We start from the raw sequence: 12,633 nt of genomic DNA, 5'->3' as shown, positions 1-12,633 counted from the left end.
TCAGGCTAGGAGCCGCCCTGCGCGACGTCCTCGGCGCCGTTCTCGTCCAGGACCGGGAACCGGTGCCACAGGCCGCTGAGCTGCAGCGGACGGGTGACGGCGGTCGACGGCGTCACCAGCGCGACCTCGACGCCGCGGGGTGCGGCCATGCGCTGCAGCTGCACGAGGACGGCCATGCCGGCGGAGTTCATGAAGGGGACGCCGCCCAGCTGCAGCTCCACCCGGCGCACCGGCCGGCCCGACAGCAGCGCCTCGGTCAGCTCGCGCACCAGCGGGCGCCGCGCCGCGTCGGTCAGTTCGCCGTCCAGGGTCAGCGTCACGACGTCCCCCGCCGTCGCCGCGCGCACCTCCGGCTCGGCCCCGCCCCCACGTCCGCCCTGCTCCGTGGTCTCTCCCATGGCGCCGCATGTTCCCCGGCGGGTACGCCTCCACGCACGGGTTCCGGAACCGCGCGCCCGGGAACAATCTTGCGCGCTGGACGTTTACTAGAGCGCACGAGCGAGGTAATCTCCAGTCGCCACTAGAGGTTCTTCCTCGGGCAGCGAGCAGACCAGCACTTCCTGTGGAGGTATCACCATGATGCTGACCGCCTACGACCCGTTCGCCGCCACGTCCGCCGCCTTCCGCGCACTGGACCAGCTGGCCGGTCGCTCCGGCTCGATGACCGCCCGCCCCCTGTCGGGCATGCCGATGGACGCCTACAAGGTCGGCGACAACTTCGTCGCCCACTTCGACCTGCCCGGCGTCGACCCCGGCTCGATCGACCTCTCGGTCGAGGGCACCACGCTCACGATCAGCGCCGAGCGCTCGGTCCCGCACCTGGAGAACGCCGAGTGGGTGGCCGCCGAGCGGCCGTACGGCAGCTACACGCGGCAGCTCGTCCTCGGCCGCAGCCTGGACACCGACCGGCTCGAGGCCAGCTACCACGACGGCGTGCTCACGGTGAGCATCCCGATCGCCGAGAAGGCCCGGGCCCGCAAGATCACCGTCACCCGTGCCGACACGCCCCAGGCCGTCGAGGGGCGCACCATCGAGGGCGACGCGTCACCCGCGGACCAGAAGGCCGTCACCAGCTGACGACGGCGACCGGAGGGGCCGGACCCGGCGGGTCCGGCCCCTCTCCCGTTTCCCGCCCCGCGCAGACCCCGACCCGAGGAGGACGGCGATGACCGACGCCGGCAACCGGCTGCGCCGCCTGGACGACCCCGACTTCCCGGCGCTCACGATGAGCCAGGCCGCGGAGCTGCTCGGCGTCCAGGCCGCGTTCCTGCGCAGCCTGGACCTCGCGGGCACCCTCCAGCCGCACCGCTCGGCCGGCGGGCACCGCCGCTACTCGCGCGCCCAGCTCGCGGTGGCGGCGCGACTCCGGAGCCTGCTCGACGACGGGCACTCGCTCGCCTCGGCCGGGACGATCCTGGACCTGCAGGACCGGCTCGCCGCCGCGCTGACCGCTCTGGACGAGCTGCGGAACTCCTTGCACAGGAACCCTAGGGGGGTATAGTTCCATTCGGGCGACATCCGAGCCGCCCGGTCAGGAGGGGTCCCGGTGACCACCGTCGAGCAGCCGTCCGGGACGGCGTCCGCCGAGTGCACGCACGCGAGCCACCAGCACGGCTACATCCACCGCAAGGACGAGTACCTCAAGCGGCTGCGGCGGATCGAGGGCCAGGCCCGCGGCCTCCAGCGCATGGTCGAGGACGAGAAGTACTGCATCGACATCCTCACCCAGGTCTCGGCCATGACCAAGGCACTCCAGGCCGTCTCCCTCGGCCTGCTCGAGGAGCACCTCAGCCACTGCGTGGTCGCCGCCGCGCGGACCGGCGGCCGCGAGGCCGACGAGAAGGTCCGCGAGGCCACCGAGGCGATCGCGCGCCTCGTCCGTTCCTGACCCGTCCGGTCACCCTCTCCAGGCACCTCTCCAGGCACCCCCGCCAGGCACCCCCGATCCGGAAGGACACCCCCGTGACCACCACCAGCTACACCGTCGTCGGCATGACCTGCGGCCACTGCGTCAGCGCCGTCACCGAGGAGGTCTCGGCCGTCCCGGGCGTCGGCTCCGTCGACGTCGACCTCGAGTCCGGTGGCCTGACCGTGACCAGCGACGCGCCGGTCGACGAGGCCGCCGTCCGCGCCGCCGTGGAGGAGGCCGGCTACTCCGTGGCCGGCTGACCAGGCCACCCGGGGAGCCGCACCGCCATGGACACCCGCCTGAAGCTCGCCGCGTTCGGCGTCGGGCTGCTCGCCGTCTTCGGGGCGGCGGTCGGCGTCGGCTCGGCCGTCGGCCCGATCGGCCCGGTGGGGCCGGCACCCGCGGAGGTCTCCCCCACCGAGCACGCACCGGCGCCGTCGGACGGCGCGCCCGTCCCGTCGCACGAGGAGCACACCCCATGACGCAGACCTCCCCCGCGGACGTCGAGCTGCTCATCGGCGGGATGACCTGCGCCTCCTGCGCCGCCCGCGTCGAGAAGAAGCTCAACAAGCTCGACGGCGTCACCGCCACGGTCAACTACGCCACCGAGAAGGCGCGGGTCACCGTGACCGGCGACGTCACCACCGAGGACCTGATCGCCACCGTCGAGAAGACCGGCTACACCGCGGCGCTGCCCGAGCCGCCCGCGACCCGGGAGGCCGACCCGGCCGCCGACGACCCGGCCCGGGCGCTGCGCACCCGGCTGATCGTGAGCGCGCTGCTCAGCGTGCCGGTGGTCGTGCTGGCGATGGTGCCGGCCTGGCAGTTCGAGTACTGGCAGTGGCTCTCGCTCACCCTCGCCGCGCCCGTCGTCGTGTGGGGCGGCCTGCCGTTCCACCGGGCCGCCTGGACCAACCTGCGGCACGGCGCCGCGACGATGGACACCCTCGTCTCGCTCGGCACGCTGGCCGCCTTCGGCTGGTCGGTCTACGCGCTGTTCTGGGGCACCGCCGGCGTGCCGGGCATGGTGCACCCCTTCGAGCTGACCATCGAGCGCTCCGACGGCAGCGGCAACATCTACCTCGAGGCCGCCGCCGGGGTGACCACGTTCCTGCTGGCGGGGCGCTGGTTCGAGGCGCGGTCCAAGCGGCAGGCGGGCGCTGCGCTGCGGGCACTGCTCGAGCTCGGCGCCAAGGAGGTCTCGGTGCTGCGCGGCGGCACCGAGCGCCGGGTGCCGGTCGACCAGCTCGCGGTGGGCGACCTCTTCGTCGTCCGCCCCGGCGAGAAGCTCGCCGCCGACGGCGAGGTCACCGAGGGTTCCTCGGCGGTCGACGCCTCGATGCTCACCGGCGAGTCCGTGCCGGTGGAGGTCGGTACGGGCGACGCCGTCGTCGGCGGCACCGTGAACGCCGGCGGTCGGCTGGTCGTGCGCGCGACGCGGGTCGGCTCGGCCACCCAGCTGGCGCAGATGGCCCGGCTGGTCGAGGACGCGCAGAACGGCAAGGCGGAGGTGCAGCGGCTGGCCGACCGGATCTCCGGGGTGTTCGTGCCGGTTGTGCTGGCGCTGACCGTCGCCACGCTCGGCTTCTGGATCGGCACCGGCGCGGGTCTGCCGGCCGCGTTCACCGCCGCCGTCGCGGTGCTGATCATCGCCTGCCCCTGCGCCCTGGGGCTGGCCACGCCGACCGCGCTCATGGTGGGCACCGGCCGCGGCGCACAGCTCGGGATCCTCATCAAGGGCCCCGAGGTGCTGGAGAGCACCCGCCGGGTGGACACCGTCGTCCTGGACAAGACCGGCACGGTGACCACCGGCCGGATGACCCTGGTGGACGTCGTCCCGGCCGCGGGCGAGGACGCCGACCGGCTGCTGCGCCTGGCCGGCGCCCTCGAGGCGGCCTCGGAGCACCCGATCGCGCGGGCGGTGGCGGCTGCCGCCGCCGAGCGCGGCGACCTGCCCGCCGTCGACGGGTTCACCAACGTCGAGGGCCTGGGCGTGCACGGCGTCGTGGACGGCGCGGCGGTCGTCGTCGGCCGGCCGCGGCTGCTCACCGAGTGGTCCGCGGGGCTGACCCCGGAGCTGCAGCGCGCGGTGGACGACGCCGAGACCGCCGGGAGCACCGCGGTGGCCGTCGCCTGGGACGGCGCCCCGCGCGGCGTCCTCGTCGTCGCCGACGCGGTCAAGCCCACCTCCGCCACCGCGGTCGCGCAGCTGCGCACCCTGGGGCTGACGCCGATCCTGCTCACCGGCGACAACGCCCGCGCCGCCCGCACCGTGGCCGCGCAGGTCGGCATCGACGAGGTGGTCGCCGAGGTGCTGCCGCAGGAGAAGGTCGACGTCGTGCGGCGGCTGCAGGCCGAGGGCCGGGTCGTGGCGATGGTCGGCGACGGCGTCAACGACGCGGCCGCCCTCGCCCAGGCCGACCTGGGGCTGGCCATGGGCACCGGCACCGACGTGGCGATCGAGGCCAGCGACCTGACCCTGGTCCGTGGCGACCTGCGCGCCGCCACCGACGCCATCCGGCTGGCCCGCCGCACGCTGGGCACGATCAAGGGCAACCTGTTCTGGGCGTTCGGCTACAACGTCGCCGCGCTGCCGCTGGCGATGGCCGGCCTGCTCAACCCGATGATCGCCGGCGCAGCCATGGCCTTCAGCTCGGTGTTCGTCGTCTCCAACTCGCTGCGGCTGCGCGGGTTCGCACCGCTGCCCGAGAACCGGGACGCGGTGGGGGCGGTGCCCACCGCTCCGCCCGCGGCCATGTCCTCGTCCGCGCGCTAGTGCTCTGAGTCCCCCATGACTCAGAGCACTAGCGTCGGGGACATGACCTCCGCGCCCGGCTCTCCGGTTCCGCGTGGCGCCCGGCCCCTGGCCGCCACCGGCGCCACCGCAGGGCTCGTCCTGCTGACCCGCCCGCAGCAGGTCCTCGACGCGGTCGCGCCGGCGTTCCCGCGGGACCGGGCCTGGCTGGTGCGGGCCCTCGGCGTCCGGATGCTGGCCCAGCACGCCGCCGTGCTCGCCCGCCCCGCACCGGCGCTCCTCCGGGCCGGCGCCGGGATCGACCTGCTGCACGCCGCGAGCCTGCTGCCGTTCCTCGCCTCGGCGCGGTACGGCCGGGCGGCCCGGGTCAGCGCAGCGGTCGCGCTCGGCTCCGCCGTGGCCTCGCGGGTGCTCGCCGGGCCCCAGCGCCGGTCACCGGGCCGGTCACAGCGCCGGTCAAAGCGCGGGTCACAGCGCGGGTCACAGCGCCGGTAGCAGCAGCAACGCCGTCGGCAGGAGCAGCAGCAGGACGGCGCCCAGCAGCGCGCCGGCCCGCGCCGCCGGAGGCAGGGGCGCCGGCGGTTCGAGCAGCCGCACCACCCGGGCCCGCACCCCGCCCCCGGTCACCGCCAGCGCGCCACCGGGCACCTCGGCCGCACCGGGGCGGCCCGCCGCCGCCACGACCGCCTGCGCCAGGGTGCGCCGCGGGTCGGCGCCGTCGAGGTCACCCTCCGCCAGCGCACGCAGCGCGACGTCGTCGGCCCGCATCTCCACCAGCTCGCGGACGGCACCGTGCGCGCGCCCGGCGGCGGGCAGCACCGGCAGCGCCGCCTCCCACGCGACGAACGGCAGCAGCAGCAGGTGGTGGTGCTCGCGCAGGTGCGCCCGCTCGTGCGCGACCACGGCGGCGAGCTCGGCCTCGTCCAGCTCGGCCACCATTCCCGAGGAGAGCACGAGCAGCGGGCGGGCGCCCGGGATGCAGAAGGCGACCGGCGCGGGGTGCTCCAGCAGCCGGGTGTCGGGCGCGGCGCCGGGCTCGACCACCAGCTCCAGCAGCGCACGGTGGCGGTGCCGGGCGCGGGCGGTCCGGACCCAGGACAGCACCAGCACCCCGACCAGCTGCAGGGCCAGCACCGCGGCCAGCGTCATGGTCACCCAGTGGTCGCCGCGCACCGGGCTGCCGGCCGGCTCACCCCGGACCCACGACCACCACGCCTCCGGCAGCGAGTGCCCCCACGGCGCCAGGCCGTGCACGAGCAGCGCGCCGATGATGGACAGCCCTCCGGCCAGCCCGATCGCCTGCCAGCAGACCAGCGCCACCAACGGATCGCGCCCCGGCCAGCGGGCCCGGCCGAGCAGCGCCGGCACCGGCCACGCCAGGAGGGTGGCGAGGACGGCGAGGGCGGCCGCGGTGACGGGCAGCATCGGTCGGCGGGGCAGCGGTGGGCAGCAGCCGGATCAGCGACCGCCGGCCAGCAGCTCCCGGAGCAGGCGCGCCTCGTCGTCGTTCACGCTGCCGACGAACCGCGCCAGCACCGCCTGCCGGTCGGCGGCCTGGCCGAGCACCTCGTGCATCAGCTCGGCGGCGTGGTCCTCGCGGCTCGCCCGCGCGGAGAAGCGCCGGGGCCGGGCGTCGTCGTGGACGACGAAGCCCTTCTGCTCCAGCCGGGTCAGCACGGTGTGCACGGTGGTCAGCGCGACCCCGCGGTCGGCCAGCCCGTCGCGCAGCGCGGTCGCCGCCACCGGCCCGTCCGCCGACCACAGCTGGTCCATGACGGCCCGCTCCAGTTCACCCAGCGAGGCCATCGCTCCCCCTGTCGCCCGACTCACACCCAGTTCTTCTACGTGTCGTAGAAAAACGTCTTCTACCCAGCGTAGAAAGAACGCGTCGATCGTACGACGGTCGCCGCCGAGAGACGAGGAGCAGGGGCCGTGGATGTGCTGGGCCTGGACACGCTGGACATCGCGCGCTGGCAGTTCGGGATCACGACCGTCTACCACTTCCTGATGGTCCCGCTGACCATCGGTCTGGGGATCCTGGTCGCGGTCATGCACACGATGTGGGTGCGCACCGACGACCCCGCGTGGCTGCGGATGACCCGCTTCTGGGGCCGCATCTACCTGATCAACTTCGTGCTCGGCGTCGCCACCGGCCTGGTGCAGGAGTTCCAGTTCGGCCTGGCCTGGAGCGAGTACTCCCGCTTCGTCGGTGACGTCTTCGGCTCGCTGCTGGCGCTGGAGGCGCTGCTGGCCTTCTTCCTCGAGTCCACGTTCCTGGGGTTGTGGATCTTCGGGTGGGGCCGCATCCCGAAGAAGGTGCACCTGGCCGCGCTGTGGGCGGCGGTCATCGGCTCGATCGTGAGCGCGTACTTCATCATCGCGGCCAACTCGTGGATGCAGCACCCGGTCGGCGTCGAGGTCGACGACGCCACCGGCCGCCCGCTCCAGGTCGACTTCTGGGCGGTGCTCACCAACAACACCGCGCTGGCCGCCTTCAGCCACGCCATCGTCGCCGCGCTCATGGTCGCCGGCGCGCTGCTGGTCGGCATCGGGCTGTGGCACCTGCGCCGGCGCCGCCTGGCCGGCCGCTCCGCCGAGGAGGTCGACCACCGCGTCTGGCGCCGCTCGGTCCGGCTCGGCGGCTGGGTGTCGCTGGCCGCCTTCGCGCTGACCGCGCTGACCGGCGACTGGCAGGGCAAGCTCATGTACGAGCAGCAGCCGCTCAAGATGAGCTCGGCCGAGGCGCTCTGCGAGACCGAGGCGCCGGCGTCCTTCTCGATCTTCGCAGTCGGCAAGTTCGGCTCGAACGAGTGCGACGACGTCCACTCGATCACCGTCCCGTACATCCTCAGCTACCTGGCCCACGGCGACTTCTCCTCGCCCGTCCCCGGCGTCAACGAGCTGCAGGAGGAGTACGCCGCCGTCTACGGCGAGACCTACCCCGACGACCCGTCGTTCGGGTCGCTGGCCGGCGAGCCGATCGACTACGCGCCGGTGCTCGCGGTCACCTACTGGAACTTCCGGCTGATGATCGGCATGGGCGGGCTCTCGGCCGCCGTCGCCGCCTACGCGCTCTGGTCGACCCGCCGCGGCCGCGTGCCGACCTCCCGCATCGGCGTCTACGGCTCGCTGCTCGCCGTCGGCGCGCCGTTCGTGGCCAACGCCTCGGGCTGGATCTTCACCGAGATGGGCCGCCAGCCCTTCGTCGTCTACCCGAACCCCGACGTCCCGGTCGAGGACCAGGTCTGGTTCTTCACCGCCCAGGCCGTCTCGCCGGGCATCAGCGCCGCTGAGGTCCTCACCTCGCTGATCGGGCTGACCCTCGTCTACGGCGTGCTGGCGGTGGTCGAGCTGTGGCTGATCGGCCGGTTCGTCCGGGCCGGCGTGACCACCGGCGACGCGCACCCCACGCCCGGCATCGCCCCCGGGCCGCCCGACGACGACACGGACGACGACGGCACCCCGCGCCGCGAGCGCGACGACGACGTCCTCCAGTTCGCCTACTGACACCCCGCCCCACCAGGAGCTGACATGGACCTGCAGACCCTCTGGTTCGCCGCCGTCGCGGTGCTGTGGACCGGCTTCCTGCTGCTCGAGGGCTTCGACTTCGGCGTGGCCGCGCTGCTGCCCATGCTCGGCCGCAGGCCCGCCGACCGGCACCTCATGCTGCGCAGCATCGGCCCGCTCTGGGACGGCAACGAGGTCTGGCTGATCACCGCTGCCGGTGCGGTGTTTCGCCGCCTTCCCCGGCTGGTACGCCACCTGGCTGCCCGCGCTGTACCTGCCGTTCGTGCTGGTGCTGTTCGGCCTGATCGTCCGGGCGGTCGCGTTCGAGTGGCGGCACTCGCACCACACCGAGGCCTGGGACGCGACGTGGACGCGGATCATCACCGGCGGCTCGCTCATCGCCGCCCTGGGCATCGGCGCGGCGCTCGGCGCGACCACGCTGGGCCTGCCGGTCGACGCCGACGGCACCCGGGTGGGCGGCGCGTTCTCCGGGCTGAGCTGGCCGGCGCTGCTGGGCGCGGTCGCCGTCCTCGGCTTCTCGCTGGTGCACGGCGCGCTGTTCCTCGCGCTCAAGGTCGACGGCGACGTGCGGATGCGCGCCCGGGCGTTCGCGCTGCGCTGGTCGCCGGTGGCCGCGCTGCCGCTGCTGGCGTGGGCGGGCATCACCCACCTGCGCTACGGGACGCCGGTCACCGCGGTGCTGTGGCTGGTCGCCGCGCTGGCCGTGGGGCGTCGCCTGGACCCGGATCCGGCTGGACCGCGAGGGCCCGGCGTTCGCCGCGTGGGCGGTCGTGCTGGTCGCCTCGGCCGCGACGATCTTCGGTGCGGCCTACCCCGTGGTCATCCCCTCCACGGTGGACGTCGCGTTCGACGTCACCGTGGCCGACGCGTCGGTCAGCGACTACACGCTGACGATCATGACCTGGGCCGCCGGCGTCGGGCTCCCCGTCGTCCTGGGGTACCAGACGTGGACCTACTGGGTCTTCCGCAAGCGGCTCACCGCCGACCCGGTGCACGAGGAGCCGGCCGACCGGGTCGTCCCCGCATGAGGGCGGACATGGCCATGTCTGCCCCTCGGGGGCGGGGGCCGTTGGGTGCGCTGGCCGGCGTCTCGGGGCTGACCGGGGCGCTGGTCCGGGCCGCGCTCGCCGCCCTGGTCCAGACGGCGGGGCTGGTGCTGCTGGCGGCGGGGCTGGCGCACGCGGTGGCCCGCGGCACGGGAGCGGCCGACGGCCCGCTGACCGGCCCCTTGGCGCTGGCGGCCGCGGGCGCGGTGCTGCGCGCGGCCGCCGGCGCCCTCGGCCAGGTGCTGGCCGCCCGGGACGCCCGCCGCGCCGAGGACCGGCTCCGCCGCGCGTTGCTCGACCGGCTGGCCGGCTCCCCGGCCGCGGTCGCCGCCGCGGGCGGGCCCGGGCCTGCGGCGGTGCTCGCGACGACACGGCTGCACGACCTCGGCCCGGCGCTGGCCACCTACCTGCCGGCGCTGGCGCAGACGGTCGTGGTGCCACCGGCGCTGCTGCTGGTCCTCGCCGCCACCGACCTGCTCTCGGCGGTGCTGGTCGCGGTCACCCTGCCGCTGGTGCCGGTGTTCATGGTGCTGGTCGGGAAGTACACGCAGAGCGCGACCGCGGACTCCGCCCGGGCGCTGGACCGGATCGCCGCGCACGTCGCCGAGCTCGTGCGCGGGCTGCCCGTGCTGGTCGGCCTGGGCCGCGCCGCCGACCAGGCCGCCGCGCTCGCCCGGCTCGGCGAGGAGCACCGCACCCGCACGATGGCCACCCTGCGGATCGCCTTCCTCTCCGCGCTGGTGCTCGAGCTGATCGCCACCCTGTCGGTCGCCCTGGTCGCGGTGACCGTCGGCCTGCGGCTGGTGCACGGCGACCTCGCCCTCGCGCTCGGGCTCACCGCGCTGCTGCTCGCCCCCGAGGCGTTCGCCCCGCTGCGCGCGCTCGGCTCGGCGCACCACGCCGCCGAGGACGCCGCCCTCGCCGCCGCGGAGGCGCGCGCGGTGCTCGCCGAGCCCGTTCCCGCCGTCCCGGCGCCGGCCGCCGACGACGACCCGCGCGGTGCCGACGTCGCCGTCCGCGGGCTGACCGTGCGCTACCCCGGTCGGGTCGTCCCGGCGCTGCCGCCCACCGACCTCGCCGTCCGGCCCGGCGAGCTGGTGGCGCTGACGGGCGCGAGCGGCTCCGGCAAGTCGACGCTGCTGGCCGCGCTGGCCGGGGTGCTCGGCGCGGACGCCGTCGCGGACGGGTCGGTGAGCGGTGTGGGCGCGGTGGCCGTCGTCCCGCAGTTCCCCCGCACCACCGGGGCGACCGTCGCCGACGAGCTGCGCCGGCACGCGGGCTCGGCGCCCGGGGCCGACGAGGTCGTGGGCGAGGCGTTCGTCGTCGAGGCGCTGGCGCGGGTGGGCGCGGCCGACCTCGCCGGCCGGGCACCGGGATCCCTCTCCCCCGGGCAGCTGCAGCGGGTGGCGCTGGCCCGGGCGCTGGTGCGGATCCGCCGCGGCGCCTCGCTGCTGCTGCTCGACGAGCCGACCGCGCACCTGGACGACGACGCCCGGGCCCTCGTCGCCGGGGTGCTGCGGGGACTGCGCGGCACCGTCACCGTGCTGCTGGCGACCCACGACCCCGTGCTCGCCGCGCTGGCCGACCGCACCGTCGACCTGCCCTCCCCCGCGGCAGCCCCCGCCGCCGCCTCCGCCCTCACCGCCACGCGTCCCCGCCCGGGCGAGATCGCCGATCTCGCCGCCCCAGGGGCCCGGAAGCGGCGAGATCGGCGATCCCGCCGCGGATGAGCGGGGTGCCGACGGCGGGCCGGTGCGCGCGGCGCTGGCGAAGGCCGGGCTGCTGGGCGCGCTCTCCTCGGCCTCGGGCGTCGCGCTCACCGCGGTGTCCGGCTGGTTGATCGTCCGCGCCGCCGAGATGCCGCTGGTGCTCACCCTGCTGGTGGCCACGGCCGGCGTCCGCTTCTTCGGCATCGCCCGGGCCGCGCTGCGCTGGCTGGAGCGACTGGCCGCGCACGACGCCGCGCTGCGGCTGGCCGCCGCCACCCGGGTGCGCGTCTGGCGCGCGCTGGCGGCCCAGGGGCTGGCCGCCGACCGCTCCCCCGGCGCCGCGCTCGCCCGGGTCGTCGGCGACGTCGCCGTCGTGCAGGACCTCACCGTGCGGGTCCGCCCCGCGCTCGTCGTCGCCTCCACCGTCCCAGCAGCGACCGTCGCCGCGCTGGCCCTGGTGGACGCCGCGGCCGCCGCCGCGATCGGCGCGGTCCTCGCGGTCACCGCCCTCGCCGTGCTCGCGGTGCACCGCCGGGTGGACGCCGGTGCGGCCCGCGCCGCCCGCGGCCTGCAGGTCGAGGCGCTGCGGGAGACGACCACCCTGCTCGACGGCGCGACCGACCTGCGCGCGCACGGGCTGGCCGAGCGCACCGCCACCGCCCTCGGCGCGGTCGCCGACCGGCAGGCCGGCTCGGCCCGCACCGCCGAGCGGGCCGCCGCGCTGGGCACCGGGGCCGTCGTCCTCGGGACGGGGCTGGCCGCGGTGGTCGGCACCGCCGCCGCGTCCGCCTCCGGCGTCACCGGCCCGGTGCTCGCGGTGCTGGCGCTGGCGCCGCTCGCCCTGGCCGAGCCGCTGGGCGGGCTGGTCCCCGCGCTGCAGCGGCGCGGCGCGCTCGCCGACGCGCAGGCCCGCCTGGACGCCGTCGTCGCCGCGCCGCTGCCGGCCCAGCCGGAGGTGCCGCTGCCCGCCCCCACCCCCGTGCGCGACCTCGCCGTCGAGGAGCTGACCGCAGGTTGGCCGGGCGGGCCCGACGTGCTGCGCGACCTGACGGCCCGCACCGGCGCCGGAGAGGGCTGGCTGGCCGTGCGCGGCCCGTCGGGCACCGGCAAGTCCACGCTGCTCGCGGTTCTCATGGCCGCGCTGCGGCCCCGGGCCGGCCGCTACGAGCTCGCGGGCGTCGACACCGCCCGGCTGGCCGGCGACGACGTGCGCGCCGGCCTCGCCTGGCTCCCGCAGGACGCGCACGTCTTCGCGTCGACCATCCGCGCCAACCTGGCCACCGCCGCACCCCGCGGCGCGCTGGCCGGGGCGGCGGGCGAGTCGCGGATGACCGCGGCGCTCACCGCGGCCGGCCTCGGCCCGCTGCTGGCGTCCCTCCCCGACGGCCTGGACACCCCGGTCGGCGCCGGCGGGACGGCGCTCTCCGGCGGGGAGCGCCGCCGGCTGGCCGCTGCCCGTGCGCTGCTGGCCGGGCGGGACGTCGTGCTGCTCGACGAGCCGACCGCGCACCTCGACCCGCCCACCGCGCGGGCGTTGCTCGCCGACCTGCGCACCGCGCTGGCCGGCCGGGTGGTCGTCTGCGTGACCCACGACGACGCCGTCGAGCAGGACGGCGACACCGTCGTCCGGCTCGGGGAGGTCGCCGCCCGCGCGGTGCGCTGACCGGCCCGCGTTGTCGTACCCCC

The 12,633-nt window shown here is 76.1% G+C and carries 14 protein-coding genes and 2 pseudogenes; 13 read left to right on the top strand and 3 right to left on the bottom strand.

Annotated elements, in window-relative coordinates; all coding sequences use genetic code 11:
• Positions 1 to 5: 5 nt before the first annotated feature.
• Entirely contained in the window at positions 6 to 398 is a 393-nt protein-coding gene (locus JKP76_RS11660) for an STAS domain-containing protein (protein ID WP_200490969.1), read from the bottom strand.
• Between the two features lie 178 nt (positions 399 to 576).
• Between JKP76_RS11660 and JKP76_RS11655 the strand changes: the two genes are divergently transcribed.
• The 7 genes from JKP76_RS11655 (at position 577) to JKP76_RS11625 (ending at position 5,159) form a co-directional block, all read left to right on the top strand.
• Complete coding sequence (locus JKP76_RS11655) at positions 577 to 1,077, top strand: Hsp20/alpha crystallin family protein (RefSeq protein ID WP_200490968.1); 501 nt, start codon at positions 577 to 579, stop codon at positions 1,075 to 1,077.
• Positions 1,078 to 1,165: 88 nt separating this feature from the next.
• Entirely contained in the window at positions 1,166 to 1,501 is a 336-nt protein-coding gene (locus JKP76_RS11650) for a MerR family transcriptional regulator (RefSeq protein WP_200490967.1), read from the top strand.
• A 117-nt stretch (positions 1,502 to 1,618) separates the two neighbouring features.
• Entirely contained in the window at positions 1,619 to 1,888 is a 270-nt protein-coding gene (locus tag JKP76_RS11645; RefSeq protein WP_200491403.1) for a metal-sensitive transcriptional regulator, read from the top strand.
• Positions 1,889 to 1,962: 74 nt separating this feature from the next.
• A complete protein-coding gene (locus JKP76_RS11640; RefSeq protein WP_200490966.1) occupies positions 1,963 to 2,169 on the top strand; it encodes a heavy-metal-associated domain-containing protein in 207 nt (68 codons plus the stop codon).
• Between the two features lie 27 nt (positions 2,170 to 2,196).
• Positions 2,197 to 2,391: a hypothetical protein gene (locus tag JKP76_RS11635; RefSeq protein ID WP_200490965.1), complete on the top strand. Its 195-nt coding sequence runs from the start codon at positions 2,197 to 2,199 to the stop codon at positions 2,389 to 2,391.
• Positions 2,388 to 4,685, top strand: coding sequence for a cation-translocating P-type ATPase (locus JKP76_RS11630; RefSeq protein ID WP_200490964.1), 2,298 nt, complete (start codon positions 2,388 to 2,390; stop codon positions 4,683 to 4,685). The genes JKP76_RS11635 and JKP76_RS11630 overlap by 4 nt, the downstream gene beginning before the upstream one ends.
• Before the next feature lie 42 nt (positions 4,686 to 4,727).
• The gene (locus JKP76_RS11625; protein WP_200490963.1) at positions 4,728 to 5,159 is read left to right on the top strand and encodes a hypothetical protein; all 432 of its coding nucleotides are present in this window, start codon (positions 4,728 to 4,730) and stop codon (positions 5,157 to 5,159) included.
• Here the strand turns inward: JKP76_RS11625 and JKP76_RS11620 are convergent.
• Together JKP76_RS11620 and JKP76_RS11615 are read right to left on the bottom strand one after the other, a co-directional pair.
• Positions 5,145 to 6,089 carry a M56 family metallopeptidase gene (locus tag JKP76_RS11620; RefSeq protein ID WP_200490962.1) on the bottom strand — a complete coding sequence of 315 codons (945 nt, stop codon included), beginning with the start codon at positions 6,087 to 6,089 and terminating at the stop codon, positions 5,145 to 5,147. The genes JKP76_RS11625 and JKP76_RS11620 overlap by 15 nt on opposite strands.
• A gap of 33 nt (positions 6,090 to 6,122) precedes the next feature.
• Positions 6,123 to 6,470: a BlaI/MecI/CopY family transcriptional regulator gene (locus JKP76_RS11615; RefSeq protein WP_200490961.1), complete on the bottom strand. Its 348-nt coding sequence runs from the start codon at positions 6,468 to 6,470 to the stop codon at positions 6,123 to 6,125.
• 126 nt (positions 6,471 to 6,596) lie between these two features.
• Between JKP76_RS11615 and JKP76_RS11610 the strand changes: the two genes are divergently transcribed.
• The 6 genes and pseudogenes from JKP76_RS11610 (at position 6,597) to cydC (ending at position 12,610) form a co-directional block, all read left to right on the top strand.
• Positions 6,597 to 8,171 carry a cytochrome ubiquinol oxidase subunit I gene (locus tag JKP76_RS11610; protein WP_309229791.1) on the top strand — a complete coding sequence of 525 codons (1,575 nt, stop codon included), beginning with the start codon at positions 6,597 to 6,599 and terminating at the stop codon, positions 8,169 to 8,171.
• Positions 8,172 to 8,195: 24 nt separating this feature from the next.
• Positions 8,196 to 8,366, top strand: a pseudogene (locus tag JKP76_RS20935) (cytochrome d ubiquinol oxidase subunit II); the annotation flags it as partial.
• A 22-nt stretch (positions 8,367 to 8,388) separates the two neighbouring features.
• Positions 8,389 to 8,832 (top strand): annotated as a pseudogene (locus JKP76_RS22415) (cytochrome d ubiquinol oxidase subunit II); the annotation flags it as partial.
• 130 nt (positions 8,833 to 8,962) lie between these two features.
• Entirely contained in the window at positions 8,963 to 9,220 is a 258-nt protein-coding gene (locus tag JKP76_RS22410; RefSeq protein WP_309232970.1) for a cytochrome d ubiquinol oxidase subunit II, read from the top strand.
• A complete protein-coding gene (locus JKP76_RS11600; protein ID WP_309232969.1) occupies positions 9,217 to 10,968 on the top strand; it encodes an ATP-binding cassette domain-containing protein in 1,752 nt (583 codons plus the stop codon). The genes JKP76_RS22410 and JKP76_RS11600 overlap by 4 nt, the downstream gene beginning before the upstream one ends.
• Before the next feature lie 22 nt (positions 10,969 to 10,990).
• On the top strand, positions 10,991 to 12,610 hold the full coding sequence (gene cydC / locus JKP76_RS11595; protein ID WP_200490959.1) for a thiol reductant ABC exporter subunit CydC: 1,620 nt from the start codon (positions 10,991 to 10,993) through the stop codon (positions 12,608 to 12,610).
• Positions 12,611 to 12,633 lie beyond the last annotated feature (23 nt).

The organism is Blastococcus sp. TML/C7B (assembly GCF_016612845.1).
Classification (GTDB): domain Bacteria; phylum Actinomycetota; class Actinomycetes; order Mycobacteriales; family Geodermatophilaceae; genus Blastococcus.
This window is presented reverse-complemented; position numbering and strand designations above follow the sequence as displayed.